Below are 21,169 nucleotides of genomic sequence, written 5' to 3'. Positions count from 1 at the left end.
AACTTTGCGGATTTTGCGTTAAAAATTAATTCTTAAATTAAAGACCAATGAAAAAACTAACCATATTAACAGGTGCCGGAATAAGCGCCGAAAGCGGAATACAAACCTTCAGAGACGGAAATGGGCTCTGGGAAAATCATAATGTAACAGATGTAGCCAGTCCGGAAGGATGGCGGAAAGACAGAGCCCTGGTACTGGAGTTTTATAACCAGAGACGGCGGCAGCTTCATGAAGTGGAGCCGAACGATGCCCACCGATTGCTTGCAGAGCTGGAAAAATATTTCGAGGTACACATCATCACCCAGAATATTGATGACCTGCACGAAAGAGCGGGATCTTCAAATATTCTTCACCTTCACGGGGAACTGTTCAAGTCATGTTCCTGTAACAATAAAAACCTGATTTACGATCAGAAAGAGGATATTAAGATCGGGGAGAAAGCAGAAGACGGAGCGCAATTGCGGCCTTTTATCGTATGGTTCGGGGAAGAAGTTCCGTTGATGAAAGAAGCCGCAAAACAGGCTAAGGAAGCCGATATTTTTATGGTGATTGGAACTTCACTGCAGGTGTACCCGGCGGCAGGACTGATTCATGATATCAAAGATGACTGTCTTCTCATCGTCATCAACCCGAATGAAACCGGCTTCGGTTATGGCCAGAGAGCAGTTGTAATGAAAGAAACCGCAACAAAAGGAATGAAATTACTGTTTGATAAACTGGTAAATCTCGCATAATGGACAACGCAGTAAAAGCCGGAATCTTTGGCGTATGTATCGGTGATGCCTTGGGCGTGCCGGTGGAATTCAAAAAAAGAGAAGACCTGAAAAAAGCTCCGGTTACAAAAATGCTGGAATACATGTCTTGGAATCAGCCAAAAGGTACATGGAGTGACGACAGCTCATTAACGCTTTGCCTTGCCGATGAATTAACGAAAGGCTATGATCTGGAAAAAATCGGGCAAAGTTTTGTGAAATGGAATAAATATGGACACTGGACAGCTCACGGAAAGCTTTTTGATATCGGCGGAACAACAAGACATTCTATTGCAAGATTGATTAAAGGTGAAAGTGCAAAATTTTCAGGAAATATTTTTGAAGAAGATAATGGGAATGGTTCTCTGATGAGAATCCTTCCTTTAGCTTTTTATCTTAAAGATGAGGAAGATATTGAAAAATTATACCGGACAGTAAAAGAAGTTTCATCCATCACGCATGGTCATTTCCGTTCTGTTTTTGCATGTTTCATCTACGTAATTTTTGCTGTTGAACTGATTAAAGGAAAAGATAAAACAGAAGCATACAGTTATATAAGAGAAACAGCTTTGGAATTTGCGCAAAATCAAGGTTTCAATCCCAATGAAATTATACTTTTTGAAAGAATTTTAAAAAATGATATTTCAATATATTCTGAAGATGAAATTAAAAGCAGTGGCTATGTCCTCCACACTCTTGAAGCCTCATTATGGTGTTTTCTAAATTCTGAAAGTTATGCTGAAGCGGTTTTGAAAGCCGTCAATTTAGGAGAAGATACCGATACCACCGGAGCCATTACAGGCGGACTTGCCGGAATTTATTACGGTTTTGAAAATATCCCTGAAGAATGGGTGGCTGAGCTGGTGAGGAAAGAGGATATTGAAAACGTATGTATTAAATTGGAGAATAAATTAATGAAATAAAAGCACAATCATGAATGAAGAGCGAAAGAAAAAAACAAGCAAATTCCTGAGCTACGTTCTCAGGCATCATCCCAAACTCATTGATTTGAATCTGGATGGACACGGCTGGGCAGACGTTGAAGAGCTGATTACAAAATCCAAAAATGATTCTCAGGGTTTTACTTTTGAAGAGCTTGATGAAATCGTACAGACGAACAGTAAAAAAAGATTTGCTTTTAATGAAGATAAAACAAAAATAAGAGCCAGCCAGGGGCATTCGATTAATATAAATTTAGCCTTAATTGAACAAAAACCGCCGGAATTTCTTTATCATGGAACATCCGAAAATAATGCAGTTTCCATTTTAGAAAAAGGCATTGAAAAAAGAAGCCGGCAGCACGTTCATTTAAGCAGCGACAGGGAAACCGCCACCAGCGTTGGAATGCGCCACGGAAAGCCGGTAATACTTACCATAAGCACAGGAAAAATGTTTGAGGACGGAATAAAATTTTATTTATCAGAAAATGAAGTCTGGCTGACGGACTTTGTAGATCCTAAATATATTATGGAATAGATGATATGGGCAGAACATTGGCAATAGGGGATATTCACGGAGGCTTTAAAGCACTGACACAGGTTCTGGAAAGAGCGGAGGTGACTGAAAATGATACTCTGATTTTCCTTGGGGATTACGTGGATGGATGGAGCGGATCGTCCCGGGTTATTCAGTTTTTAATGGAACTTTCCGGCAGGCAGCAATGTATTTTCATCAAAGGAAACCACGATGCCTGGTGTGAGGACTGGCTGTGTTTCGGAACAAGCGAAAACGTATGGCTTTCCAACGGCGGAAAAAGTACGGTTAGCAGCTATTCGGATTATGATCTTGAAGATCTGGACAAGCATCTTGAATTCTTTCAGAACCTGAAAAACTATTACGTGGATAAATACAACCGCCTGTTTATCCATGCGGGATATTCCTCTGTGAATGGTCCGGAAAAAGAAATGTACAGCAGTGGCTACCGGTGGGACAGAACCCTCTGGGAAACAGCCATCGCTATGGACGGGAAATTATCTAAAAACTCAGCGCTCTATCCGAAACGCCTGCTTCTGTACAGTGAAATATTCATCGGCCATACACCGACCTTATATCTGGGGAGTACCAAACCGGTTCACAAGGCCAATATCTGGAATTTAGATACAGGAGCCGCATTTACAGGGCCTCTTACGGTCATGGATACCGATACCAAGGAGTTCTGGCAGAGCGATCCGCTTCCAGCTTTATACCCTGATGAAAAAGGGAGAAATAAAGACATTGTTAAACTGAAATAATTAGTATACCACTTTTACACTGCACTGGAACAACAGATCCGTTTACAAAACTTTGAGTAATTTTGAAGCCTGAAATATCACGTCAATGAAACTCAACGCTTTCCTATGTACTTTTATATCCTGCTGGTGTTTTGCCCAGACTCATTTTAAGACACCTTTCGAAAAAGGAAATGGCAATCAGACCGTTACTTATGAAGAAATGAATGCCTATTATCAGGATTTAGCCAAAAACTTCAGCACCATTCAGTACCTGAAAAAAGGGGAGGATGACAACGGGAAACCGATGTATGTCGTGGTGTACAACCCCTTTCCGGAAAAAGACCTGGATCAGTTAAGAAAAGAAAAAGCAGTTCTGTTTATTAATAACGGGATTCATCCCGGCGAGCCTGACGGAATTGATGCCACCATGATGCTGATGAGGGATCTGGCAGCAAAGAAAATAAAAACGACGCAGAACTTTATTGTGGCGGCCATTTCAGCTTACAACGTGAGCGGAATGCTCAACAGAGGGTCATTTTCCAGGGCCAATCAGAACGGCCCGGAACAGTACGGCTTCAGGGGAAATGCCCGGAACTATGACCTGAACAGGGATTTCATCAAGGCTGATACTAAAAATGCCAGAAGTTTCCAGGAGATCTATCAGTGGCTGAAACCGGATGTTTTTATTGATAACCATGTGAGCAACGGCGCAGACTACCAGTATACTTTTACCTACATCTCTACCTTCAAGGAACGGCTGGGAAATGTTTTGGGTACCTATTTCTACAACCATTTCCAGGCTGAAAATCTTGAGGATTTAAAAAAGGCAGGATACGAAAGCACGCCGTATGTGAATATCCACGGCGATGTTCCCGAGATCGGATTTGCTGCTTTTGAAGACTCCCCGAGATATTCTACAGGATATGCTTCTCTCTTCAATGCGTTGGCCACCATGCCCGAAACCCATATGCTGAAACCGTATGACAGAAGAGTAGATGCGACTTATCAATACATGCTGGTTAACCTTCAGAATTTAGATAAGGAATACAAAAAAATAAAACAGCTCAGGATTGAAAACTTAAAACAGTATCGGGCCGGAAAACAGTACGGGATCCGGTGGAAAATAGATTCTGCGAAATATACAACGATGGATTTCAAAGGTTATGAAGGAAAATATAAGCCGAGCGAAATTTCCGGGAAGCCCCGGCTGTATTATGACCGTAAGAAACCCTTTATTAAAAAAATAAAGCTGTTTACTACGGCAGTTCCCACAGGATATGTTACCATTCCTGAATATTACGTGATCCCTAAGTCGCAGGATAAGGTTATTGAGGAATTTAAAAGAAACGGGATCCGGATGCAGCCGCTTATGCGTGACAGCACAATCCAAGTAGAATCTTATGCCATCAGTGATTTTAAAACGGTTAAAAACCCCTATGAAGGCCATTATCTTCATTATGAAACCACAGTTAATGCATCCAAGAAAAGTATGGCTTTCACAGCAGGGGATTATCTGGTCCCTGTTAACCAGGAAGGCGTAAAATATATTATTGAGACGCTGGAGCCGTCCGCTCTGGATTCGTTCTTCAACTGGAATTTCTTTGACGGGATTTTAGCACAGAAAGAATACTACTCAGCCTATATTTTTGAAGATACTGCAGCGGAATTACTGAAAAAAGATAAAGATTTAAAACAGAGGTTTGAAGCTAAAAAATCTGCAGACAAACAGTTTGCTGATGACGGGACCGCCCAGCTGGATTGGATTTACAGAAACTCTCCTTATTTCGAACACAGTACATTCAGGCAGTATCCGGTGTACAGGATTTTATAAGACTGCTTTTTATGCTTGCCGGTTCAGGTAAGTCAGTAAATAAAAAAAGACGTTTCATCAGAAGCGTCTTTTTACTTTATTTATTTCGGAAGGCCTTTTTTCAGTGCAAATTCAGCACGTTTTACGGCTACTTTTTCTTTCCAGTCCATATACTTCTTTTTGAAGTTCTTCTTCATGATATCATCGAATTTACGCTGTACGGTAAGATTCCATAAAGAATGGGCTTTTACGCCCCAGGATTTATCCCATGCCCTTAAAGAAATGGAGAAACTTCCGTCCAGGTATTTCATCCAGTGCCACCATCCGGTAGGCATAAACAGGGTATCGCCGTGTTCCAGGAAACATTCAACGCCCTCCACGCCGTTCAGGGCAGGAAATTTATTGAAGTCCGGATTTTCAATGTCGTAATCTTCCAGCGCATACGTGGCATAAGGAAGCTGGTACAGCCTTTCTTTCCATTTATAATCAAAAAGCAGAACATGTTTCCTTCCGTTAAAATGGGTATGGAAAATATGCGCCATGTCAATATCATAGTGAAGGAAGGTTACAGAACCTTTACCTCCGAAGAACATGGAAGGGTACTTATCTAAAAACCCACCCATCAGGTCTTTTGGGGATATATAATCTTCCAGTAATTTTTTAGCGTGCTTTATGGGATCAAAGAAAAAAATCCTCAGATCCGTGGGTTCCTTCTGAATCAGGTCGATATAATCTTTGAACATCATCCTTGCAGTAGGAGTATTAATGGGAGCAGCAGGGTCAGCCTTGGCGCTGTCATACAAAGGAACTTCCACATCGCCTACGACTTCCTTCATATATTCCATGGTCCATTTCTGGTACGCCGGCCATTTTTTCGCCATGTTCTTGATGACCACCGGCTTTCTTGGCTTCAGATATTTTTTGATAAACTCTTCCTGGGTAATATCATCTACAATATCAATCGGCTTTAAATTAATTCCCATTGTTTTAAAAATTTAATGTTACAAAATTATTAAATAAAAAATATATGTTAACGGGTTTAAGCTTTTTTTAATCTATGATTCAAATCATTTTTAACGATTTAGCCTAAATAACAATATAATGCCTGATTAACAAAATATGATCATCAGCTACTTAAATCCAGCACAGCAGGATGCTTTTAAAAAGCCTGATTAATTAAAGATAAAGATTTTAAAGTTAACAAAATATGACCAAAATAAGATATCCTGTCATTTTTTTATTCTGAAAGAATGGTTATGGTTTAAATAAATTATAAAAGCGGATAAAAAGCGCTGTAATAAATTGTCAGGCAAATCAACCTTTTTGTAAGAATTTATAAATAAAAATAAAAGCTCAATATCGTAAAAACATCACTATGTTTGTAGTGATAAAAGACAGGCTTTAACTTTTCCTGTAAAATAGCATCTTTAAAGGTGTAACAAAAAGCCGTAACCGTTAACTAATTAATCAAATAATACATTATGAAAATGAAAATTTCCTTATTCCTGATGGTTTTTCTCTCTGTTCTTTCGTTCGCACAGAAGACCGTTTCGGGGAAAATCACGGACGAAGACGGCGTGGCAATCCCAAGCGCAAGCGTAACGATAGAGGAACCGGGTAAAGATGCGATCCTCGCGTACGGAATCACCAACTCGAAAGGGGAATACAAAGTAACCTTTACTTCCACAGAACCCAATGTTGACCTGAAAGTAAAGGCATTCAACCAAAGACCTTTAACCAAACAGATCAATAACAGCGATCAGACCCTGAGCTTTAAGATGGAAGGGGAAGCCACGGAAATCAAGGAAGTACAGCTGAAAACAAAAATGATCACGGCAAGAGGGGATACCATTGCGTATGACCTTAAAGCTTTCGACAGCAAAAGCGACAGGACGCTGGCTGATGTGATGAGAAAAATCCCGGGAATTGAAGTGAATACCGACGGGACAATTCTTTACCAGGGAAATGCCATCAATAAATTTTATGTCAACGGAAAAGATTTAATGGAAGGCGGATACGGAACCATCAACAACTCGCTTCCGAAAGATGCCGTACAAAAAGTTGAGGTACTGGAAAACCACCAGCCTGTAAAAATACTTCAGAATAAAGTGCCTTCAGATCAGGCAGCTATCAATATCAAGCTGAAAAACTCTGTAACCATGACCGGAAGGGGAGAAGTGGGAACCGGTTTCGGAGATCCCTGGTTGTGGAATGTCAAGCTGACACCGATGTTTTTCGGCCAGAAAAGCCAGTGGGTGGTTAACTATAAAACCAACAACATGGGCGAACAGGTAGAAAACGAGGGGAATATCCTGGCTTTCGGGAGCCGTTTTGAAGGAAGAAGGATCAATGCTTCACAAAACGACTGGTTAAATGTAGAAAATGCGAGTACGCCTAACCTTCCGGTAAAAAGATACCTGATGAACAACGTGCATTACCTGTCTGCCAACTACCTGACCAATATCGATAAGAAAAAAGAATGGGAACTTAAAGCCAATGCCAACTATACCAATAATGCCGTAGAAAGGGAGTCTTACAGCGAGACTGAATATTTTGCCAGTCCGAAAAGACCTCAATCAACAGTAATACAGAACATATTAAATAATTTTTATACGGATAAGGCAAAAGGAGAACTGATTTTTACAAAAAATGCTAAAAAAGGATTCTTTAAGAATACCACGAGTTTCTCCCAGTATTGGAATGCAGACCGTGGAATTGTTGACAGGAGGGTTAACAGTTTGGTGAATTCTACAACACACGGAGAAGAGGCAATTGAATCTCCTACTACATCATTCCAGAACTCATTAAGTACAATTGTTCCGTGGAAAGAGAAAATGGTGAATGTACTGTCTTTTATAAGTTACCAAACAGACCGTCAGACCCTGGATGTTTCTCCGGCATCCTATATTACCATTCCGGGGTTTAATCCCGGTGCCTATGCAGAAACAGTAAGACAGAATTTAAGGCTTAAAACCTTTGAAGCCAACCATTCTGCCAATATCGGATTTTCAACTAAAGGATGGACATTTACTCCGGAAGTCGGATTCAACTTTAAATCAACGGATTTAAATACGGTTTTATCCAATCTGCAGGAAGGAACTTATTTCGGATACGGACAGGATTATTATAATGACCTGAAGTATACAACAGCTACGCCTTACGGGAGTGTAGGGGTAAACTATAAAAATGATGCCTGGATGCTCTATGCTAACTTTCCGGTAAATTCCAATAATATTAAAGCAGAAGATCCGTTAAGAAATGTTTCAAAATCAGTAAATAAAGTTACTTTTGAACCGAGTGTTTTTGCGCAATATACGTTTGCTTCATTCTGGAAAGCTTCGGTAAATGCCAATGTCAATAATAATTTCGGTGAAATTAATACAGCATATTCAGGACTTCTGATGACTTCACCTACAGGACTGAATGCGATGGATGTTAACAATCCTATTCCTCAGAATAATAATAAGTCTGCCGGGACAAGATTAGAATACAGAAATCCACTGAACAATTTATTTTTCAACATCAATTACAGGTTTTCAGATGCAAAGAGAAATCTTATTTCCAATCCTACAATCAATACTGCCGGGTTTACTGTAATGCAATATATAGTACAGGACAATCATATATTGAATAATAGCTATAGCGCGGAAGTGGGAAAATATTTTCCGAAGTTTAAAACCAATGCTTCCGTAAATTACAGCAACAATACCTCTAAATCTGATGCTTTTTTAGATGATGCGTCTTTTACCAACAAAAATAACAGTCAGTCAGTTGGTTTTAAATTTAATAATACCTATTTCAGCTGGATGAGCATAGATTATAATGCAAGCTTATCAAAAACTAAACAGACCAGTACAGGAGAGGTAATTTCTAATGCAGCAAGAAAAGGATTTACACACAATTTAGGGCTTTTCTTCTACCCGATAGAAAATCATACGATAGGATTCAATTGGGATCAGGTCAACACCAGTGCAACCGGACAGAAATACAACAATGGTTTCTATGATGTCTCTTATCAGTTCACATGGGCTAAAAAGAAAATTGATTTTGAGCTTAAATGGATGAATATTGCGAATAAAAAAGTATTTGAAAACTATGAAATTAACACAAGTAATATTTCTTATACCAGAATCCAGCTCCGCCCGAGCCAGGTTATGTTTACGGTAAAATTCAATTTCAAATAATATAAACAAAACCAACCTCAGTGAGGTTGGTTTTTACTTCTTTCCAAATGGTCGGGTAATGTATCAGCTTTCTTTCATTTCCTGCTGTTGTGTCGTATGATAATAATTCGGGAATCTGAGCTGGACTGTTGTTCCCTGATTTTCATTTGAGCTTACAATAAGTTCTCCGTGATGCATTCTGACGATATTCCTGGCCAGCGGCAGCCCGATTCCGTATCCTTCATAGTTATGGGTATTCGAAGCCCTGAAAAACGGATCATAAATCTTTTTCATCTCCTCTTCCGGAATACCGATACCGTTGTCCTTTACAATAAGATACACATCCGTATCCGTTGCGCCCAATGAGACTTTTACCTGTGCGAAATCAGAGTATTTACAGCCGTTCTGGATGATATTGGCTACGGCCAGATGCAGCAGCTGCTCATTTCCCTGAACTTTCAGCTTCTTCGGGTTGTCAGGGAGCATGCTGATGTCCAGGAAAATATTATTTCTTGCATCAATTTTCCTCAGGGTTTCAATAACGTCCCACAGCAGCTGGTCAATTCTTACCTTATCCATTTTCTGGATCTTCCCGTCGAAACCGGTCTGGGCAATCATCAGCAATGCCTTGATTTTTCTGTCCAGCTTTTCAGCTTCATCAAGGATAATACTCAGGGTTTCCTTATATTCATCATTGGTCCTGGGAATTGAAAGGGCTACATCCGCTTCTCCCATAATGGACGTTAAAGGCGTTCTCAGCTCATGGGAAACATTACCGATCAGGTGATTCTGGGTTTCAAAAGATGTTTCAATACGATTAAGCATCCCGTTGAAGGTTTCAATCAGCTCATTCAGTTCCTTATTGTCGGGCTGAGGTTCAAGCCTCAGGTGAAGGTTTTCAGAACTTATATCCTTTACTTTTCCCGTAATTTTTAAGATGGGCTTAAATAATGTCTTGGATAGATAAAAAGAAAAAATCATACTGAAGAACAGCGAAAGAACAATACAGGTAATCAGGGTGCGTTTTAGGAAGCCAAGGTAGTAAACAACATAATGGTTTTTGGCAGACGCAATGGCAATATAATTCTTGTGATCATGCCGGAAGGTCTGTCCGATATAATAGAACTCCTTATCGTTATAATTGGATTCCCCTTTTCTTACAATACTTTTGAAAAAAGAATCCGGAATATGGATCTCGTGTGAAATCTTCTTAAAATTGGTATCAGCGGGAACCGCAAAAACATAGTCGCGCTCCATCGGCAGCTCTTCATCATTCAGTCCGTTTAAGATATAATTTTCCGGAATATCAAGATTGTCTTTACTTTTTTCGATCTGGATAATGGTAGTCGTCCGGATTTTAAGCAGTTCATAAAACCGCTGGTGCGAAAAGTTGACAATCGAAAAATACACCAGTCCGCTGAACAACAGGATAATGGCGGTAAAAACCAGCATCAGGAGTACCATGGTCTTGGTCTGGTTGGTTATGACTCTGTTGAACATGGTTACGGTTTTTTCATTACATATCCCATACCGATCACGGTATGGATCAGTTTCTCATCTTCCTGATGATCCAGTTTCTTCCTTAGATAGTTGACATAGACATCCACTACATTGGTTCCCAGGTCATAATTCACACCCCAGACGGCATCCAGGATTTCTGCTCTGGAAATTACCTTTTCAGGGTTATTAAGAAAATACAGCAGCAGTTTATATTCCGTCGAGGTCAGGGATATTTCTTCTCCGGCCCGGGTTACTTTTTTGGTGTAATCATTAAGAATCAGGTCTGAAAACTGGTATAAGTGCTCCTGATCAGTTTCAGGCTCCGCAATTTCAGGTGTACTTCCGTTGTTGCTTCTTCGCAGTAAAGATTTTACCCGTGCCACCAATTCAATAAACTTGAAGGGCTTCACCAGGTAATCATCGCCGCCGCTTTCCAGTCCCAATACAATATTTTCGGAAGTACCTAAGGCTGTCAGGAACAGGATCGGGACATGCTGGTTGGTTTTCCTGATTTCCTTGCAGGCATCCAGTCCGTTCATTTCAGGCATCATGATATCCAGGATTACCAGATCAAAATCATTGGACTGTACCAGCTGCACACCTGTTTTTCCGTCAAAAGCTACGGAAACTTCATAACCATTCTCCTGCAGCCCTTTCTTGATAAAAGAAACTACACTGGTTTCGTCTTCGATGAGGATAATTTTTTTCATTGGAATAGGGAATTGTACAAAAATAGAAAAAAGAAGATAAACGGAATTTTTATTTGGCTAATAAGTATCAGTTATATCTGAAGGTGTCTTCAGTTATATTGAAAATGGATTGAAATAAAGAATTATCAATAAATACATCTTGTACCAAAGCCAAAAAATCCTCTATAATTTGATTACAGAGGATTTTAATTATTCCAAAGGAAATATTAATTTGTTTTACAGATATAGATTTAAGTTCTGCCTCAATTTTTATAAAGATCGGACTAACTGAACTGTTTCTGCAAATTGTGCGGATGAAGGGACTCGAACCCCCATGCCTTGCGGCACCAGATCCTGATTCTGGCGTGGCTACCAATTACACCACATCCGCAGTTTGGATTTTTTTTAAAGAACCTGTATTGCTTTGTGAGTGCAAATATAAAAATATTTCCGGATAATTTTATACCGGATAATGTAATTTTTTGGAACAGATTGAGAAAAAATAAAGCTAAATCCCCTCTTTAAATTCTGATTGTATTGATTAAGAAATCCTTAGAAGCAAGTGTATCTTTCAAATTTTTTGATTCTTCACAATTGATTTATAGAAGCATTTGTATTAAGTCTTAACCAGATCAAAAAACAAAAAACCTCCGTAATCAAATTACGGAGGTTTTTAAGTACCCCAGACGGGGGTACTATATAATTTTCTTAAAATTTCTTTATCTTTAATTCATTTATATTCAATAACTTTGAAATAGAAAGGATTTTTAAATAGACAGTATAATCAATTTTAGCTCATTTAAAATTAAATTTAACCACCTATTTAGCCACCCTTTATTTCGTTTAAATTAATTTAAGTTAAGAATGAAGACAGTTTTTGAATTAAGAAAAGAAAAAATAAATAAAGATGGCTTAATTCCAATACAGCTTATTGTACGTCATGATGGGAAAAGAATTAGGAAAAATACAGGTTTATCTGTCTTAGAAAATCATTGGACGGGACATAGAGTTAAACCCAACCTGAAGAAAGAAAAAGATAACAATTACCAGATCATTAATGACGACCTACAACAGATCGAGGATAAGGTGAATAAGCTTTTTCTTTATTTGAAAGTCAATGATATTGAGTTTTCGGCAGAAAAGTTTAATGAGCTTTTTGAAAAAAGACAACAATTAGTTGAAAATAAATTTGACTTCTTTCAATGTTTTGATGAGTATATAGAAAAAGGGAAACTTACGAAAACTCCCAATACAACCAAGGGGCAAATTACAGTAAAAAATTATCTTAAAAATTTTTGTGATGATTCCGGATTTATTATCTCTTTTGACCAAGTTAACACTCCATTCTTTGAGACTCTAATGGAATATTCATACCAGGATAAGAAAGTTAAACAAAACTACTTTGCCAAAATCATTAAAGTCTTAAAATCATTTCTTAAATGGTCTGAAGAAAAGGGTTATCATTCCAATCGAGAGTATGAAAAATTTATTGCCACTGAGCATGATGTCGATATTGTTTATCTGACTTTTGAAGAACTAATGATTCTTTATAATAAAGAATTTGAAAGCGAACGATTGAGCCATGTTAGAGATTTTTACTGCATGGGCTGCTTCACGGGATTAAGATTTTCAGACCTTTCAAAACTTCACCTAGCAAATATTTCTGAAGAACATATAATTCTATCAATTCAAAAAACGAAAACTCAAAATCATGCGATTAAGCTAAATAAATACGCAAAAGAGATTTTGAATAAGTATAAAGGTACTATTTACGAACCATTACCTCGTATTTCATCTCAAAAATTTAATGAATATGTAAAAGAGTGTTGTGAGGAAGCTGAAATTACACAACCTTTTACAATACATTGGTTTATTGGCAATCAAAAAAAATCTTTAACACAACCTAAATGTAAATTTATTACAAGCCATACTGCTAGGAAAACATTTATAACAAATTCCCTGCTTTTAGGAATGGAACCGAAGGCAATTAAAAAAATAGCTAATATTAAAAAAGATGCTGTTTTAGATAAATACATGAAAGTTACTGAAGCATTTACGGACGATCAAATGGATAAGGCATGGAAATAAATGATTTAACTATCTTAAAATATATTACAAGCGAATCCGCAAGTATATTAAGTTCCTATTTAGAAAAGGATTTACACACCTATTCTATTTTAGAAAAATATGAAGAGATTTCATATTTAGGTTCTTCAGAAAAATTTTTCTTTTTGTTTAAAGAACATGAAAAATTTATAAATAGGAATCAGGAAACTCTTCATAAATACTCAGACCATTTACTGTCAGTAATGGGATTATTATTTCAGACAGAGACTTACGGTTATATACATGAAAATTCTTCAATATATGAAAAAGTATATGGAGATTATGGTTCGGTAGTTCCTATAGATAATTCCTTTCCTGAAGAAATTAACATTGAATATAAGCTCACAAATAATGATAGCGTTGTGTGCATTATTGATATATTTTTCAATATAGAAATTAATAAGATATTTAGGCGTGTAGTTGAAAGATATCAAGATCGGTCTAACTACGGTAAATTACAATTTTTAAACTATGAAACTGCTTTTAATGACATAGACATAATTAATCTTTATCCTTATTTATTCAAAGGTACAAGAGAATTAGAGAATCATCTCATGACCGTTTCAGATAACTTCAATTTTTTGGATAAAAATAAGGTTATTGATAATTTTCAAATTATTAATAACAAACTTCACATGACTCTTGAAGAAATTACTTCAAGAACAAAATGTAATTACATTAAATGTTACAACTTTTATGAGTTTAGAATGCGTGCACAGTTATATGCAGATGAAAATGATGAATTGCTCACATACTTAGATAAATATTTTTCCCCAAGGAAACTCAACAAATATGATTCTAAATATTATATTACTTTTTTCATTGTTTCAATAGATTTTAAGCTGCCATATCTGGGATTTGTCGAAGACTATAATAAAAAATACTATTTTAATGATAATATTAGCGCTTTCAAGAGTGTTCATGGTTATATGCAAGAATTAAAACATAACAACGATACTAAAGAAGAGAATCTGTTTAAAAATGACATAAAAAACATGCTTAATAGTAGCAGATACAGAAACTTACTTAAGGCAAATATTGATTTTAATAAAACTATTATTTTGTTTAATGGCTTTGTCGACAAATGTCTATTGGGCAACGATCAGTTAAAGAAAGATCTTAAAGACTTATTCATGTTTATTACTGATGAATCAATCACAGTTTTTCCAACGACTAATGAGCTGACGGTTGAAAATATAAAGTATATTATGCGTTTTTTTTCAAAATATAAGGATAGAGAATTTTATTATAAAGTTCCTGATTTACAATATTTATTAACCCATTTTGCTAATAAACCGGAAGAAGATAAAAATACTTCAATAAATAAGTCTCATAGGGAGGTAAGGTTTAATTTAGATAATGAAATACAAAAACAACTAAATTCTTTAATCCGCTAACAATTTCACATATTAAAATTAAGACATTCAAAATCAATCGATTAAACTCTTTTTAAATTCCGTTTTTTAACGGAATTTATTTTTTCATCTGTTTAAACTTGAACTTTGGCTTTAGAAAAACCAATAAAAGTTTAATAAAATGTCAATACAACTTTATTCACATTCTAAGAATGATTTAGAAAAAGCAGTTGAGATTATCCTCAACAAAGCACAGAGTTTTATAGCTCCTTCAAAAAATGAAGAAGATCAACCTGAAGATTTAATTTCTCAGACCGAAGCTTCAAAATTCCTACATGTTTCCATTCCAACAATCATAGACTGGAGAAAAAATAAGAATCTTCCTTACTACAATTTCAGCGGTAGATTTTACTATTCGAAAAGAGAGCTTCTGGAATACGGTAAAAGAAATCGTAAATAATCAAACTTGTAATGAACGAATTACACGAACTGATTAAACAGCTAGATTCTCTGCCTAATAATACAGCCAGGAAAGACTTTTTGAATTCTATTCAAAGAGATCCGGAACTATCAAGACACCATCTTCGGAGGCTAGCTTGTAATATTCTAGTTCAGGACAATTTTGTAGAGAAATACTATAGAGTAAGTTTTAGCGAAATGTTGAAGAAAACATTTTTAAAGATAATTTCAATATTTCAAAAGGTTATTAAAAGAATAAATAGGAAATTAAAAAGATGACCCCATATGGTTTCCGATCAAAGTAAAAAAATTATCAAAAAAAGTTACAATGACATTGATAAAGCCGAATTTATAAGAATAGGTAACCAATTTGCAGATGACTTTTTGTTTCAAGATAATAAAGCTACTGATATACCCATAAATGCATTAAGAATTATCTTCAACATCATCTCAATTCTGAGAAATGATCAGTTTATGCCTGAAAAACAAATCAAACAGCTTTCCCTTTTTGATGAAGAGTTTGAAACTGAAAACAATGTATTCATATCAATGAAGATCAGAAATAGCAAAATTTCAAGAAAAAGATCCAGTAAGCAGATCATTGAAGCGTATGAATATCTTGCAAGGTTTAGAATGGGATGGTATACTTCAAAAAACATAGCAGGCAAGGACATTAAAACCTTTGGGGGTCTGATTTCTTTACCAACTTATGAAGAGAGAGGATATACATCTTTTTTAATAAGTAGTTTTTGGCTTAAGAAACTAATTATCCTAACAGAATATAATCATATAATGTATGAATTGGTTTATCAAATACGAAATAACAAACATATTTTATTTGCAATATGGCTATCAAAGATCCCTGAAAATGGTACGACTTTAAAACTTTCGACCTTTAATCAGAAATTTAATCTTAATTATAAGAATTCAAATGATTTCTGTTCCAAGTTTTTAAAGCCAATCAGGCTAAACCTCAATAAATTAAACCATTTATCATTCAATTATAAATACGAGTATGAAACCGTTTCCATTATTCCTTATTTAAATAAAAATATTGAGAGAGGACTTCTAACAGAAAAAACTAATGATGCTAGACTTATAAATCAAAGAATAAGATACTTTAGAAAAAGATATTATTTAGAAAATATTGACTTAACTAGGTTTTTGTATAGTTATTCTAATATTTTAAAAATAAGACTTCAGATCGACGAAGCTTATAAAAGATTTATTAAAGAAAATAGGATTAAAGGAAGAGCTTCTACTGATATAAGAGGTATTTACTTTCTTCAAAAATTACAAGAATTCCTTATTGAAATTTATAGGGAATCGGAAACCGGAAAAAGATTTCCAGATGCTTATCCGGTTATAATATAAATTTAGTTTGCGGTATTGCGCTCTTGTGTTTGCGGTATTGTGCTCGTAACAATTGCGGTATTGCGCTCTCTGAGGTTAAGAAAATGTTAAAAAACAAATCCGAAGTACTGATTTTGCGGTATTCCGCTCTTTCCCCAATGAAATTTTTATTTGAAAAGTAGTAATAAGGAAAAACTCAGATGGATCCGCAAACTAATTGCGGTATTCCGCTCGGCTATTATTGATGTTTTCGCGGTATTGCGCTCCTGTAGATTGCGGTATTACACTCCTGCAAATTGCGGTATTACACTCCTGTCATTTTTGACTTAACAGCCCACCTATAAAGGCTTTGTCTGGAGTTACTAAAATATATATTAAAAGTACTTTAAAAGTTTTCTTTTTTTATTAAAAGGAATTTTTGCTAATCAAAATAAAAAAAAATGAACTGTAAACAATTTAACTCAGTCCGACTGGAAGATGTCCTTTGTTCTCTTGGACATCTTCCAAATAAAGAAAATGAAAAAGAAGCTTGGTATCTGAATCCTTTTGGAACCGAAACACAAGCATCTTTTAAGATTGATAAAAGAAAAAATCAATGGTATCTTTTTTCTGAAGGTGTAGGAGGAAACAACATTGATTTTATAAGGAAATATCTTAATTGCAATACAAGTGAAGCATTGGCGTGGACAACAGAACAAAGTTTTTCTTCTTTTCATCATCAAACCGATATTGCAAAACCTAACTATGAAATTACTGAAGTTTCTGAACTTAAGAATTGGAACTTGAAAAAATATCTAAATGAAAGAGGTCTGACAAAAAAAGTCTATACTTATTTGAAAGAAATAAAATTTACAATTAATAGCAAGAAGCTTTATGCAATTGGATTTGAAAATCTTTCATCAGGATATGAATTAAGAAATAGTTTTTACAAAGGTTCACTCCTTAAAAAAGATATTTCTCTTTTAAAAAATGGTAGTGATAGAATTGTTGTTTTTGAAGGTTTTTTTGATGCTCTTTCTTATATAGAACTTCAAGAAAATTTGAGAGAAGATATTTTAGTTCTGAACTCAATTTCTATGTTAAACAAAGCTAAAAATTATCTTCAAAACTATTCAGAAATATTCCTTTTTCTCGACAATGATCCTGCCGGAAAGAAGACAAAAGATGAACTATTGTCTTCATTTTCCAACGCAATAGATTACAGTTTTCTCTATAATGGAAATAAAGATTTTAATGAATTTTTGCTTGGTTGTAAGGGTGGATTTATCCAGCAAGACGAAACTGGGCAGAGCCACTGTTTCGACTTGCCCCTTCGGGGAAATGACTGACCGTCAATAAATTACAATATTTAATCTTTTTGAAACTATATATCAATGATATGTAAATCTCTTGAAGAGCTTTATTCATCGAAGTTATTACATATAAATCAATATAATGGAGTCTACTAAAAAGCCAAATACAACAATTGCTATTTCTCAACAAGACCTGAAAAGGCTGGAGAACTTTGTAAGAAAAAAAGGACTTTCGAAGAAAGAATTTATTACAGTTTCGTTAGATTTTTTTGAGAGAACCGGACTTGATCCAGTTAAACATGAATCTCCAAAAGCTGAACTTGAAAAGGTGATAAAAAGAATAGATCAGATTGTTGCTTTTATAAAAATACAGGAGAAGGAAACTATACGGCCAAGTTTTGAAGCAATCGTTTCGAGTGAGGAAAGAATTAAAAATGATCTTTCAAAAATTTTGAAAATTGAACATTTTAATGAATTCATCAGAGGGTTTAATTCTTTTGCGATGGAAACAAAAAATTCTTTGAAATTATTAAATCAAAGCAATCAGAATGAACATTAAAATTCAGGGTGGCGAAAGTGGTAAATATTCGAATTCCGGAAGTTCATCAAACCTGATTGATTATTTAGAACATGAAGACTTGGAAAGAATGAAGGAAGGAAAACAAGTTGAACACTTTTTTTCTCATTATCAGTATAAAATTCCTTCAGCTGAAATTATTGAATCTCTTGACAACAATAGACAAAAACTGACAAAAGAAGATGCAAAATTCTTTGTCATTACTGTGAGTCCTTCAGAAAAAGAATTACAGCAAATTGGCAAAACCTCCCAAGAAAGAAGTGACGCTTTGAAAGATTATGTAAGAAATGAAGTAATGCAGAAGTATGCGGAAAATTTTGGAAAAGGATTACAGGCTAAAGATATTATGTACTACGCTAAAATTCATCACGAAAGAAACATGAAAAATAATATTGATATGCATGTTCATATAGTTGTTAGTAGAAAATCTTTAGATAAAAGAATGAAACTTTCTCCAATGACGAACCATAAAAATACAACGAGAGGACAGGTTAAAGGAGGTTTTGACCGTAAAAATTTCATTCAAAAATCCGAAGAAGCTTTTGATAAGAAATTTGCCTTTCAAAGAAACTATAAACAATCTTTTGAATATTGTAATGCGATCAAAAACGGTACAATCGAAGAAAGAAAAAGAGTAATAGAAATAGTAATAAAGCAGGAATCTTCAAAGCAATTTGAAATTAAAAAAACTATCGAACAAAATAAAAAAAATAACCAGGGCTTAAGCCTATAAAAAATAATAAACATGGAAAAAGATCCAATTTTAATGATAAAATTTATCATTGTCGCAATGTCTTTATTTTTATTGTATATGTTAGGAGTGAAGATTATAGGTATTAATTCATTCTTATACAGCATATCTCAGCACGGATTTTCAATGGTGGTATCTCCTGAAGCAAGTTTCCTGGCAAGATTAAAATTTTTAGTAGTAGGAATTTTTTTCGGTTATGCTGAACTTTTATACATTCTGATTCAATTCTGGATTGTAAAATCTTTAATTCCGCCACTGAAAATACCTTTCAATTTTTATAAAAAACTACTTTTTTATCCGTTTGGGTTTATTAATAAACAATTTACAGGCTTTTCATTATTGACAGATTCAAAGAAAAAATTTCAGGGATTAACTTTGCAAACGAAAAAAAGAACCGTTCAAATTCCTAATCCTTTTCGTGGGATTTTAGTAATAGGAGGGCCGGGAGCAGGAAAATCTGAAAGTTTTGCAGTCCCCTTTATACGAGAGTTAGCACAAAAAAAGTTTTCAGGTATCTGTTATGATTTTAAGTATCCGGCACTGGCAAATGATATAGAACTTTTCTATTCTGATTCAGGTATTAAGCATTATGTTTTGAATTTTAATGATTCACTTAAAAGCCATAGATGTAACCCTTTAAATCCAAAATATTTACCTCATTCAGCGTATGCAAGGGAATATGCTTCTGCCATCACTAAAAATTTGATGAAAGAATCTATCAAGAAAGAGGATTTTTGGTCACGTTCTGCAACAGATCTTCTGACAGCCTGTATTTGGTTTCTGAAGAAAGAATATCCTAAATATTGTGATCTTCCACATACATTAGCATTGATTGCGACAAATCACACTGATTTAATTGCTTTACTATCTTCTAATTCCGAAACCAAAGCAATGATATTATCACTTGCTACAGCTTTAGAGAGCGAAGCAAATTCACAATTAGCGGGAGTAGTTGGATCATTGCAGGGAGCAGTAGCACAAATTAATACTCCGGAGTTCATGTATATTCTCGGAGGAGAGGATTTTGATCTGAATATTAATAATCCGGATAATCCGATTGTTTTAACGGTAGGTAATAATCCTTCAATTGCGACTACATTAGCTCCTCTGTGTAGTCTGATTATCTCAGTTGCTGCAAAACAATTGAATCAACCACATAAACACCATTCTTTTGTATTATTGGATGAATTTCCAACTGTTTTTATTAACGATATCCAAACTCTTCCAAATACAGGTAGAAGCAATAAAATTGCAAGTATGTTTTTCTGTCAGGATCTTTCACAACTTACGGATGGTTACACGAAAGAAAAAGCAGATGTGTTATTTGCAAGCTGTCTAAATCATTTTTACGGTCAGGTTTCCAGTAGTCATACTGCAGATGTTCTCAGTAAACAGTTTGGAAAGAAAGATCAATATTTTGAAAGTAACAATACTTCACGTCATTTTCTCAACCCATTTAAAAGAAACGTTGGTCAGAGCCGATCTGTACAGGAAAGAGACGTTTTCAGAAATTCAGTTTTTATGGAGTTGCCGGTTGGTGAATTCATTGGAAGAGTTGCCGAAAGTTCTGAAGCCTATATTCATGAGAAATTTTTACCTGTTAAAAGAAAGAAATTAGCGTATCAGATAGACAGTCAGTTTAAGAATCAGCCTGATTTCGTCATTACTGATTATTATGAAAAAGTTAGGGATGAAGTCAATGAAATTATTTCTCTTTTTAAAGACGAAATTAATAAAAATGAAAGCAAGCAAGACCGATCCAGGCAAATGAATCCAGCTCCCGATAATAGTTCTGAAGAATTTAGCGGAATCAATATAATTGAAGATGAAGAGACTAATTCATCCGCTGAACTTGAAGAGAATGAAAGAAACTTTAAGTTTTCAAGCAGGAGCCTATAAATAATTATAAAAAAAAAGTTATGAAAATATTACAGAGCAAAATTTCAGTTTGGGGCATTGTAACCATATTAATAGTAATGATCTTTTTGATCTCAATTGCTATAAGAAAAAATTCAGTTAAAACAGTAGCAGAAAAGCCGAAAGTAGATTATAAAGAACTTGACAAGGCTTTATTTGGAACTATAGAAAATAATTGAAATCTTTTTTGACAAAAATTAAAAAATTTATTTAAAGAAATAATTTTAGATCGGAA

At 35.2% G+C, this 21,169-nt stretch carries 18 protein-coding genes and 1 tRNA gene; 15 read left to right on the top strand and 4 right to left on the bottom strand.

Annotated features, from left to right (window positions below; all coding sequences use genetic code 11):
- Positions 1–47: 47 nt before the first annotated feature.
- From ASE55_RS00095 to ASE55_RS00075, 5 genes are all read left to right on the top strand, one after another.
- Positions 48–734: an SIR2 family NAD-dependent protein deacylase gene (locus ASE55_RS00095; RefSeq protein ID WP_056213814.1), complete on the top strand. Its 687-nt coding sequence runs from the start codon at positions 48–50 to the stop codon at positions 732–734.
- On the top strand, positions 734–1,675 hold the full coding sequence (locus tag ASE55_RS00090; protein ID WP_056213811.1) for an ADP-ribosylglycohydrolase family protein: 942 nt from the start codon (positions 734–736) through the stop codon (positions 1,673–1,675). Before ASE55_RS00095 ends, ASE55_RS00090 begins: the two co-directional genes overlap by 1 nt.
- Before the next feature lie 10 nt (positions 1,676–1,685).
- A complete protein-coding gene (locus ASE55_RS00085; RefSeq protein ID WP_056213808.1) occupies positions 1,686–2,228 on the top strand; it encodes an RNA 2'-phosphotransferase in 543 nt (180 codons plus the stop codon).
- A 5-nt stretch (positions 2,229–2,233) separates the two neighbouring features.
- Positions 2,234–2,983: a metallophosphoesterase gene (locus ASE55_RS00080; protein ID WP_056213806.1), complete on the top strand. Its 750-nt coding sequence runs from the start codon at positions 2,234–2,236 to the stop codon at positions 2,981–2,983.
- Between the two features lie 85 nt (positions 2,984–3,068).
- Positions 3,069–4,793, top strand: a complete 1,725-nt coding sequence (locus ASE55_RS00075) for a hypothetical protein (RefSeq protein ID WP_056213804.1) — start codon at positions 3,069–3,071, stop codon at positions 4,791–4,793.
- 80 nt (positions 4,794–4,873) lie between these two features.
- Here the strand turns inward: ASE55_RS00075 and ASE55_RS00070 are convergent, their stop codons facing one another.
- Positions 4,874–5,755: a cupin-like domain-containing protein gene (locus ASE55_RS00070; protein WP_056213802.1), complete on the bottom strand. Its 882-nt coding sequence runs from the start codon at positions 5,753–5,755 to the stop codon at positions 4,874–4,876.
- 498 nt (positions 5,756–6,253) lie between these two features.
- Between ASE55_RS00070 and ASE55_RS00065 the strand changes: the two genes are divergently transcribed.
- Positions 6,254–8,956, top strand: a complete 2,703-nt coding sequence (locus ASE55_RS00065; protein WP_056213799.1) for a TonB-dependent receptor — start codon at positions 6,254–6,256, stop codon at positions 8,954–8,956.
- A gap of 63 nt (positions 8,957–9,019) precedes the next feature.
- Here the strand turns inward: ASE55_RS00065 and ASE55_RS00060 are convergent, their stop codons facing one another.
- The 3 genes from ASE55_RS00060 to ASE55_RS00050 form a co-directional block, all read right to left on the bottom strand.
- Complete coding sequence (locus ASE55_RS00060) at positions 9,020–10,435, bottom strand: sensor histidine kinase (RefSeq protein ID WP_056213797.1); 1,416 nt, start codon at positions 10,433–10,435, stop codon at positions 9,020–9,022.
- Between the two features lie 2 nt (positions 10,436–10,437).
- A complete protein-coding gene (locus ASE55_RS00055; protein ID WP_056213794.1) occupies positions 10,438–11,145 on the bottom strand; it encodes a response regulator transcription factor in 708 nt (235 codons plus the stop codon).
- 288 nt (positions 11,146–11,433) lie between these two features.
- Positions 11,434–11,515, bottom strand: a tRNA-Leu gene (locus ASE55_RS00050).
- Positions 11,516–11,988: 473 nt separating this feature from the next.
- On the opposite strand from ASE55_RS00050, the gene ASE55_RS00045 reads away from it, so the two are divergent.
- From ASE55_RS00045 to ASE55_RS20215, 9 genes are all read left to right on the top strand, one after another.
- Positions 11,989–13,212, top strand: coding sequence for a site-specific integrase (locus ASE55_RS00045; RefSeq protein WP_056213791.1), 1,224 nt, complete (start codon positions 11,989–11,991; stop codon positions 13,210–13,212).
- Positions 13,203–14,627: a hypothetical protein gene (locus tag ASE55_RS00040; RefSeq protein ID WP_056213789.1), complete on the top strand. Its 1,425-nt coding sequence runs from the start codon at positions 13,203–13,205 to the stop codon at positions 14,625–14,627. The genes ASE55_RS00045 and ASE55_RS00040 overlap by 10 nt, the downstream gene beginning before the upstream one ends.
- Positions 14,628–14,766: 139 nt before the next feature.
- Entirely contained in the window at positions 14,767–15,045 is a 279-nt protein-coding gene (locus tag ASE55_RS00035; protein WP_056213786.1) for a helix-turn-helix domain-containing protein, read from the top strand.
- A gap of 284 nt (positions 15,046–15,329) precedes the next feature.
- Positions 15,330–16,418: a hypothetical protein gene (locus ASE55_RS00025; RefSeq protein WP_056213780.1), complete on the top strand. Its 1,089-nt coding sequence runs from the start codon at positions 15,330–15,332 to the stop codon at positions 16,416–16,418.
- 419 nt (positions 16,419–16,837) lie between these two features.
- The gene (locus ASE55_RS00020; protein ID WP_056213777.1) at positions 16,838–17,725 is read left to right on the top strand and encodes a toprim domain-containing protein; all 888 of its coding nucleotides are present in this window, start codon (positions 16,838–16,840) and stop codon (positions 17,723–17,725) included.
- 106 nt (positions 17,726–17,831) lie between these two features.
- The gene (locus ASE55_RS00015) at positions 17,832–18,248 is read left to right on the top strand and encodes a BfmA/BtgA family mobilization protein (protein WP_056213774.1); all 417 of its coding nucleotides are present in this window, start codon (positions 17,832–17,834) and stop codon (positions 18,246–18,248) included.
- On the top strand, positions 18,238–18,999 hold the full coding sequence (locus tag ASE55_RS00010; RefSeq protein ID WP_056213771.1) for a DUF5712 family protein: 762 nt from the start codon (positions 18,238–18,240) through the stop codon (positions 18,997–18,999). The genes ASE55_RS00015 and ASE55_RS00010 overlap by 11 nt, the downstream gene beginning before the upstream one ends.
- Before the next feature lie 12 nt (positions 19,000–19,011).
- Positions 19,012–20,916 (top strand): type IV secretory system conjugative DNA transfer family protein, encoded by a 1,905-nt coding sequence (locus ASE55_RS00005; RefSeq protein WP_082474304.1) that lies wholly within the window; start codon positions 19,012–19,014, stop codon positions 20,914–20,916.
- A 20-nt stretch (positions 20,917–20,936) separates the two neighbouring features.
- Positions 20,937–21,113, top strand: coding sequence for a hypothetical protein (locus ASE55_RS20215; protein WP_157844615.1), 177 nt, complete (start codon positions 20,937–20,939; stop codon positions 21,111–21,113).
- The last annotated feature ends 56 nt before the right edge of the window (positions 21,114–21,169 follow it).

Origin of the sequence: Chryseobacterium sp. Leaf201 (assembly GCF_001421435.1) — a bacterium.
Classification (GTDB): Bacteria; Bacteroidota; Bacteroidia; order Flavobacteriales; family Weeksellaceae; genus Chryseobacterium.
The sequence above is the reverse complement of the archived record's forward strand: the minus strand, read 5'-3'. Positions and strand labels throughout refer to the sequence as shown.

What these genes read in the sequence shown, in the direction of transcription:
- ASE55_RS00095 (WP_056213814.1), top strand. Translation starts at nt 48, where the DNA reads ATGAAAAAACTAACCATATTAACAGGTGCCGGAATAAGCGCCGAAAGC.
- ASE55_RS00090 (WP_056213811.1), top strand. Translation starts at nt 734, where the DNA reads ATGGACAACGCAGTAAAAGCCGGAATCTTTGGCGTATGTATCGGTGAT.
- ASE55_RS00085 (WP_056213808.1), top strand. Translation starts at nt 1,686, where the DNA reads ATGAATGAAGAGCGAAAGAAAAAAACAAGCAAATTCCTGAGCTACGTT.
- ASE55_RS00080 (WP_056213806.1), top strand. Translation starts at nt 2,234, where the DNA reads ATGGGCAGAACATTGGCAATAGGGGATATTCACGGAGGCTTTAAAGCA.
- ASE55_RS00075 (WP_056213804.1), top strand. Translation starts at nt 3,069, where the DNA reads ATGAAACTCAACGCTTTCCTATGTACTTTTATATCCTGCTGGTGTTTT.
- ASE55_RS00070 (WP_056213802.1), bottom strand. Translation starts at nt 5,755, where the DNA reads ATGGGAATTAATTTAAAGCCGATTGATATTGTAGATGATATTACCCAG.
- ASE55_RS00065 (WP_056213799.1), top strand. Translation starts at nt 6,254, where the DNA reads ATGAAAATGAAAATTTCCTTATTCCTGATGGTTTTTCTCTCTGTTCTT.
- ASE55_RS00060 (WP_056213797.1), bottom strand. Translation starts at nt 10,435, where the DNA reads ATGTTCAACAGAGTCATAACCAACCAGACCAAGACCATGGTACTCCTG.
- ASE55_RS00055 (WP_056213794.1), bottom strand. Translation starts at nt 11,145, where the DNA reads ATGAAAAAAATTATCCTCATCGAAGACGAAACCAGTGTAGTTTCTTTT.
- ASE55_RS00045 (WP_056213791.1), top strand. Translation starts at nt 11,989, where the DNA reads ATGAAGACAGTTTTTGAATTAAGAAAAGAAAAAATAAATAAAGATGGC.
- ASE55_RS00040 (WP_056213789.1), top strand. Translation starts at nt 13,203, where the DNA reads ATGGAAATAAATGATTTAACTATCTTAAAATATATTACAAGCGAATCC.
- ASE55_RS00035 (WP_056213786.1), top strand. Translation starts at nt 14,767, where the DNA reads ATGTCAATACAACTTTATTCACATTCTAAGAATGATTTAGAAAAAGCA.
- ASE55_RS00025 (WP_056213780.1), top strand. Translation starts at nt 15,330, where the DNA reads ATGGTTTCCGATCAAAGTAAAAAAATTATCAAAAAAAGTTACAATGAC.
- ASE55_RS00020 (WP_056213777.1), top strand. Translation starts at nt 16,838, where the DNA reads ATGAACTGTAAACAATTTAACTCAGTCCGACTGGAAGATGTCCTTTGT.
- ASE55_RS00015 (WP_056213774.1), top strand. Translation starts at nt 17,832, where the DNA reads ATGGAGTCTACTAAAAAGCCAAATACAACAATTGCTATTTCTCAACAA.
- ASE55_RS00010 (WP_056213771.1), top strand. Translation starts at nt 18,238, where the DNA reads ATGAACATTAAAATTCAGGGTGGCGAAAGTGGTAAATATTCGAATTCC.
- ASE55_RS00005 (WP_082474304.1), top strand. Translation starts at nt 19,012, where the DNA reads ATGGAAAAAGATCCAATTTTAATGATAAAATTTATCATTGTCGCAATG.
- ASE55_RS20215 (WP_157844615.1), top strand. Translation starts at nt 20,937, where the DNA reads ATGAAAATATTACAGAGCAAAATTTCAGTTTGGGGCATTGTAACCATA.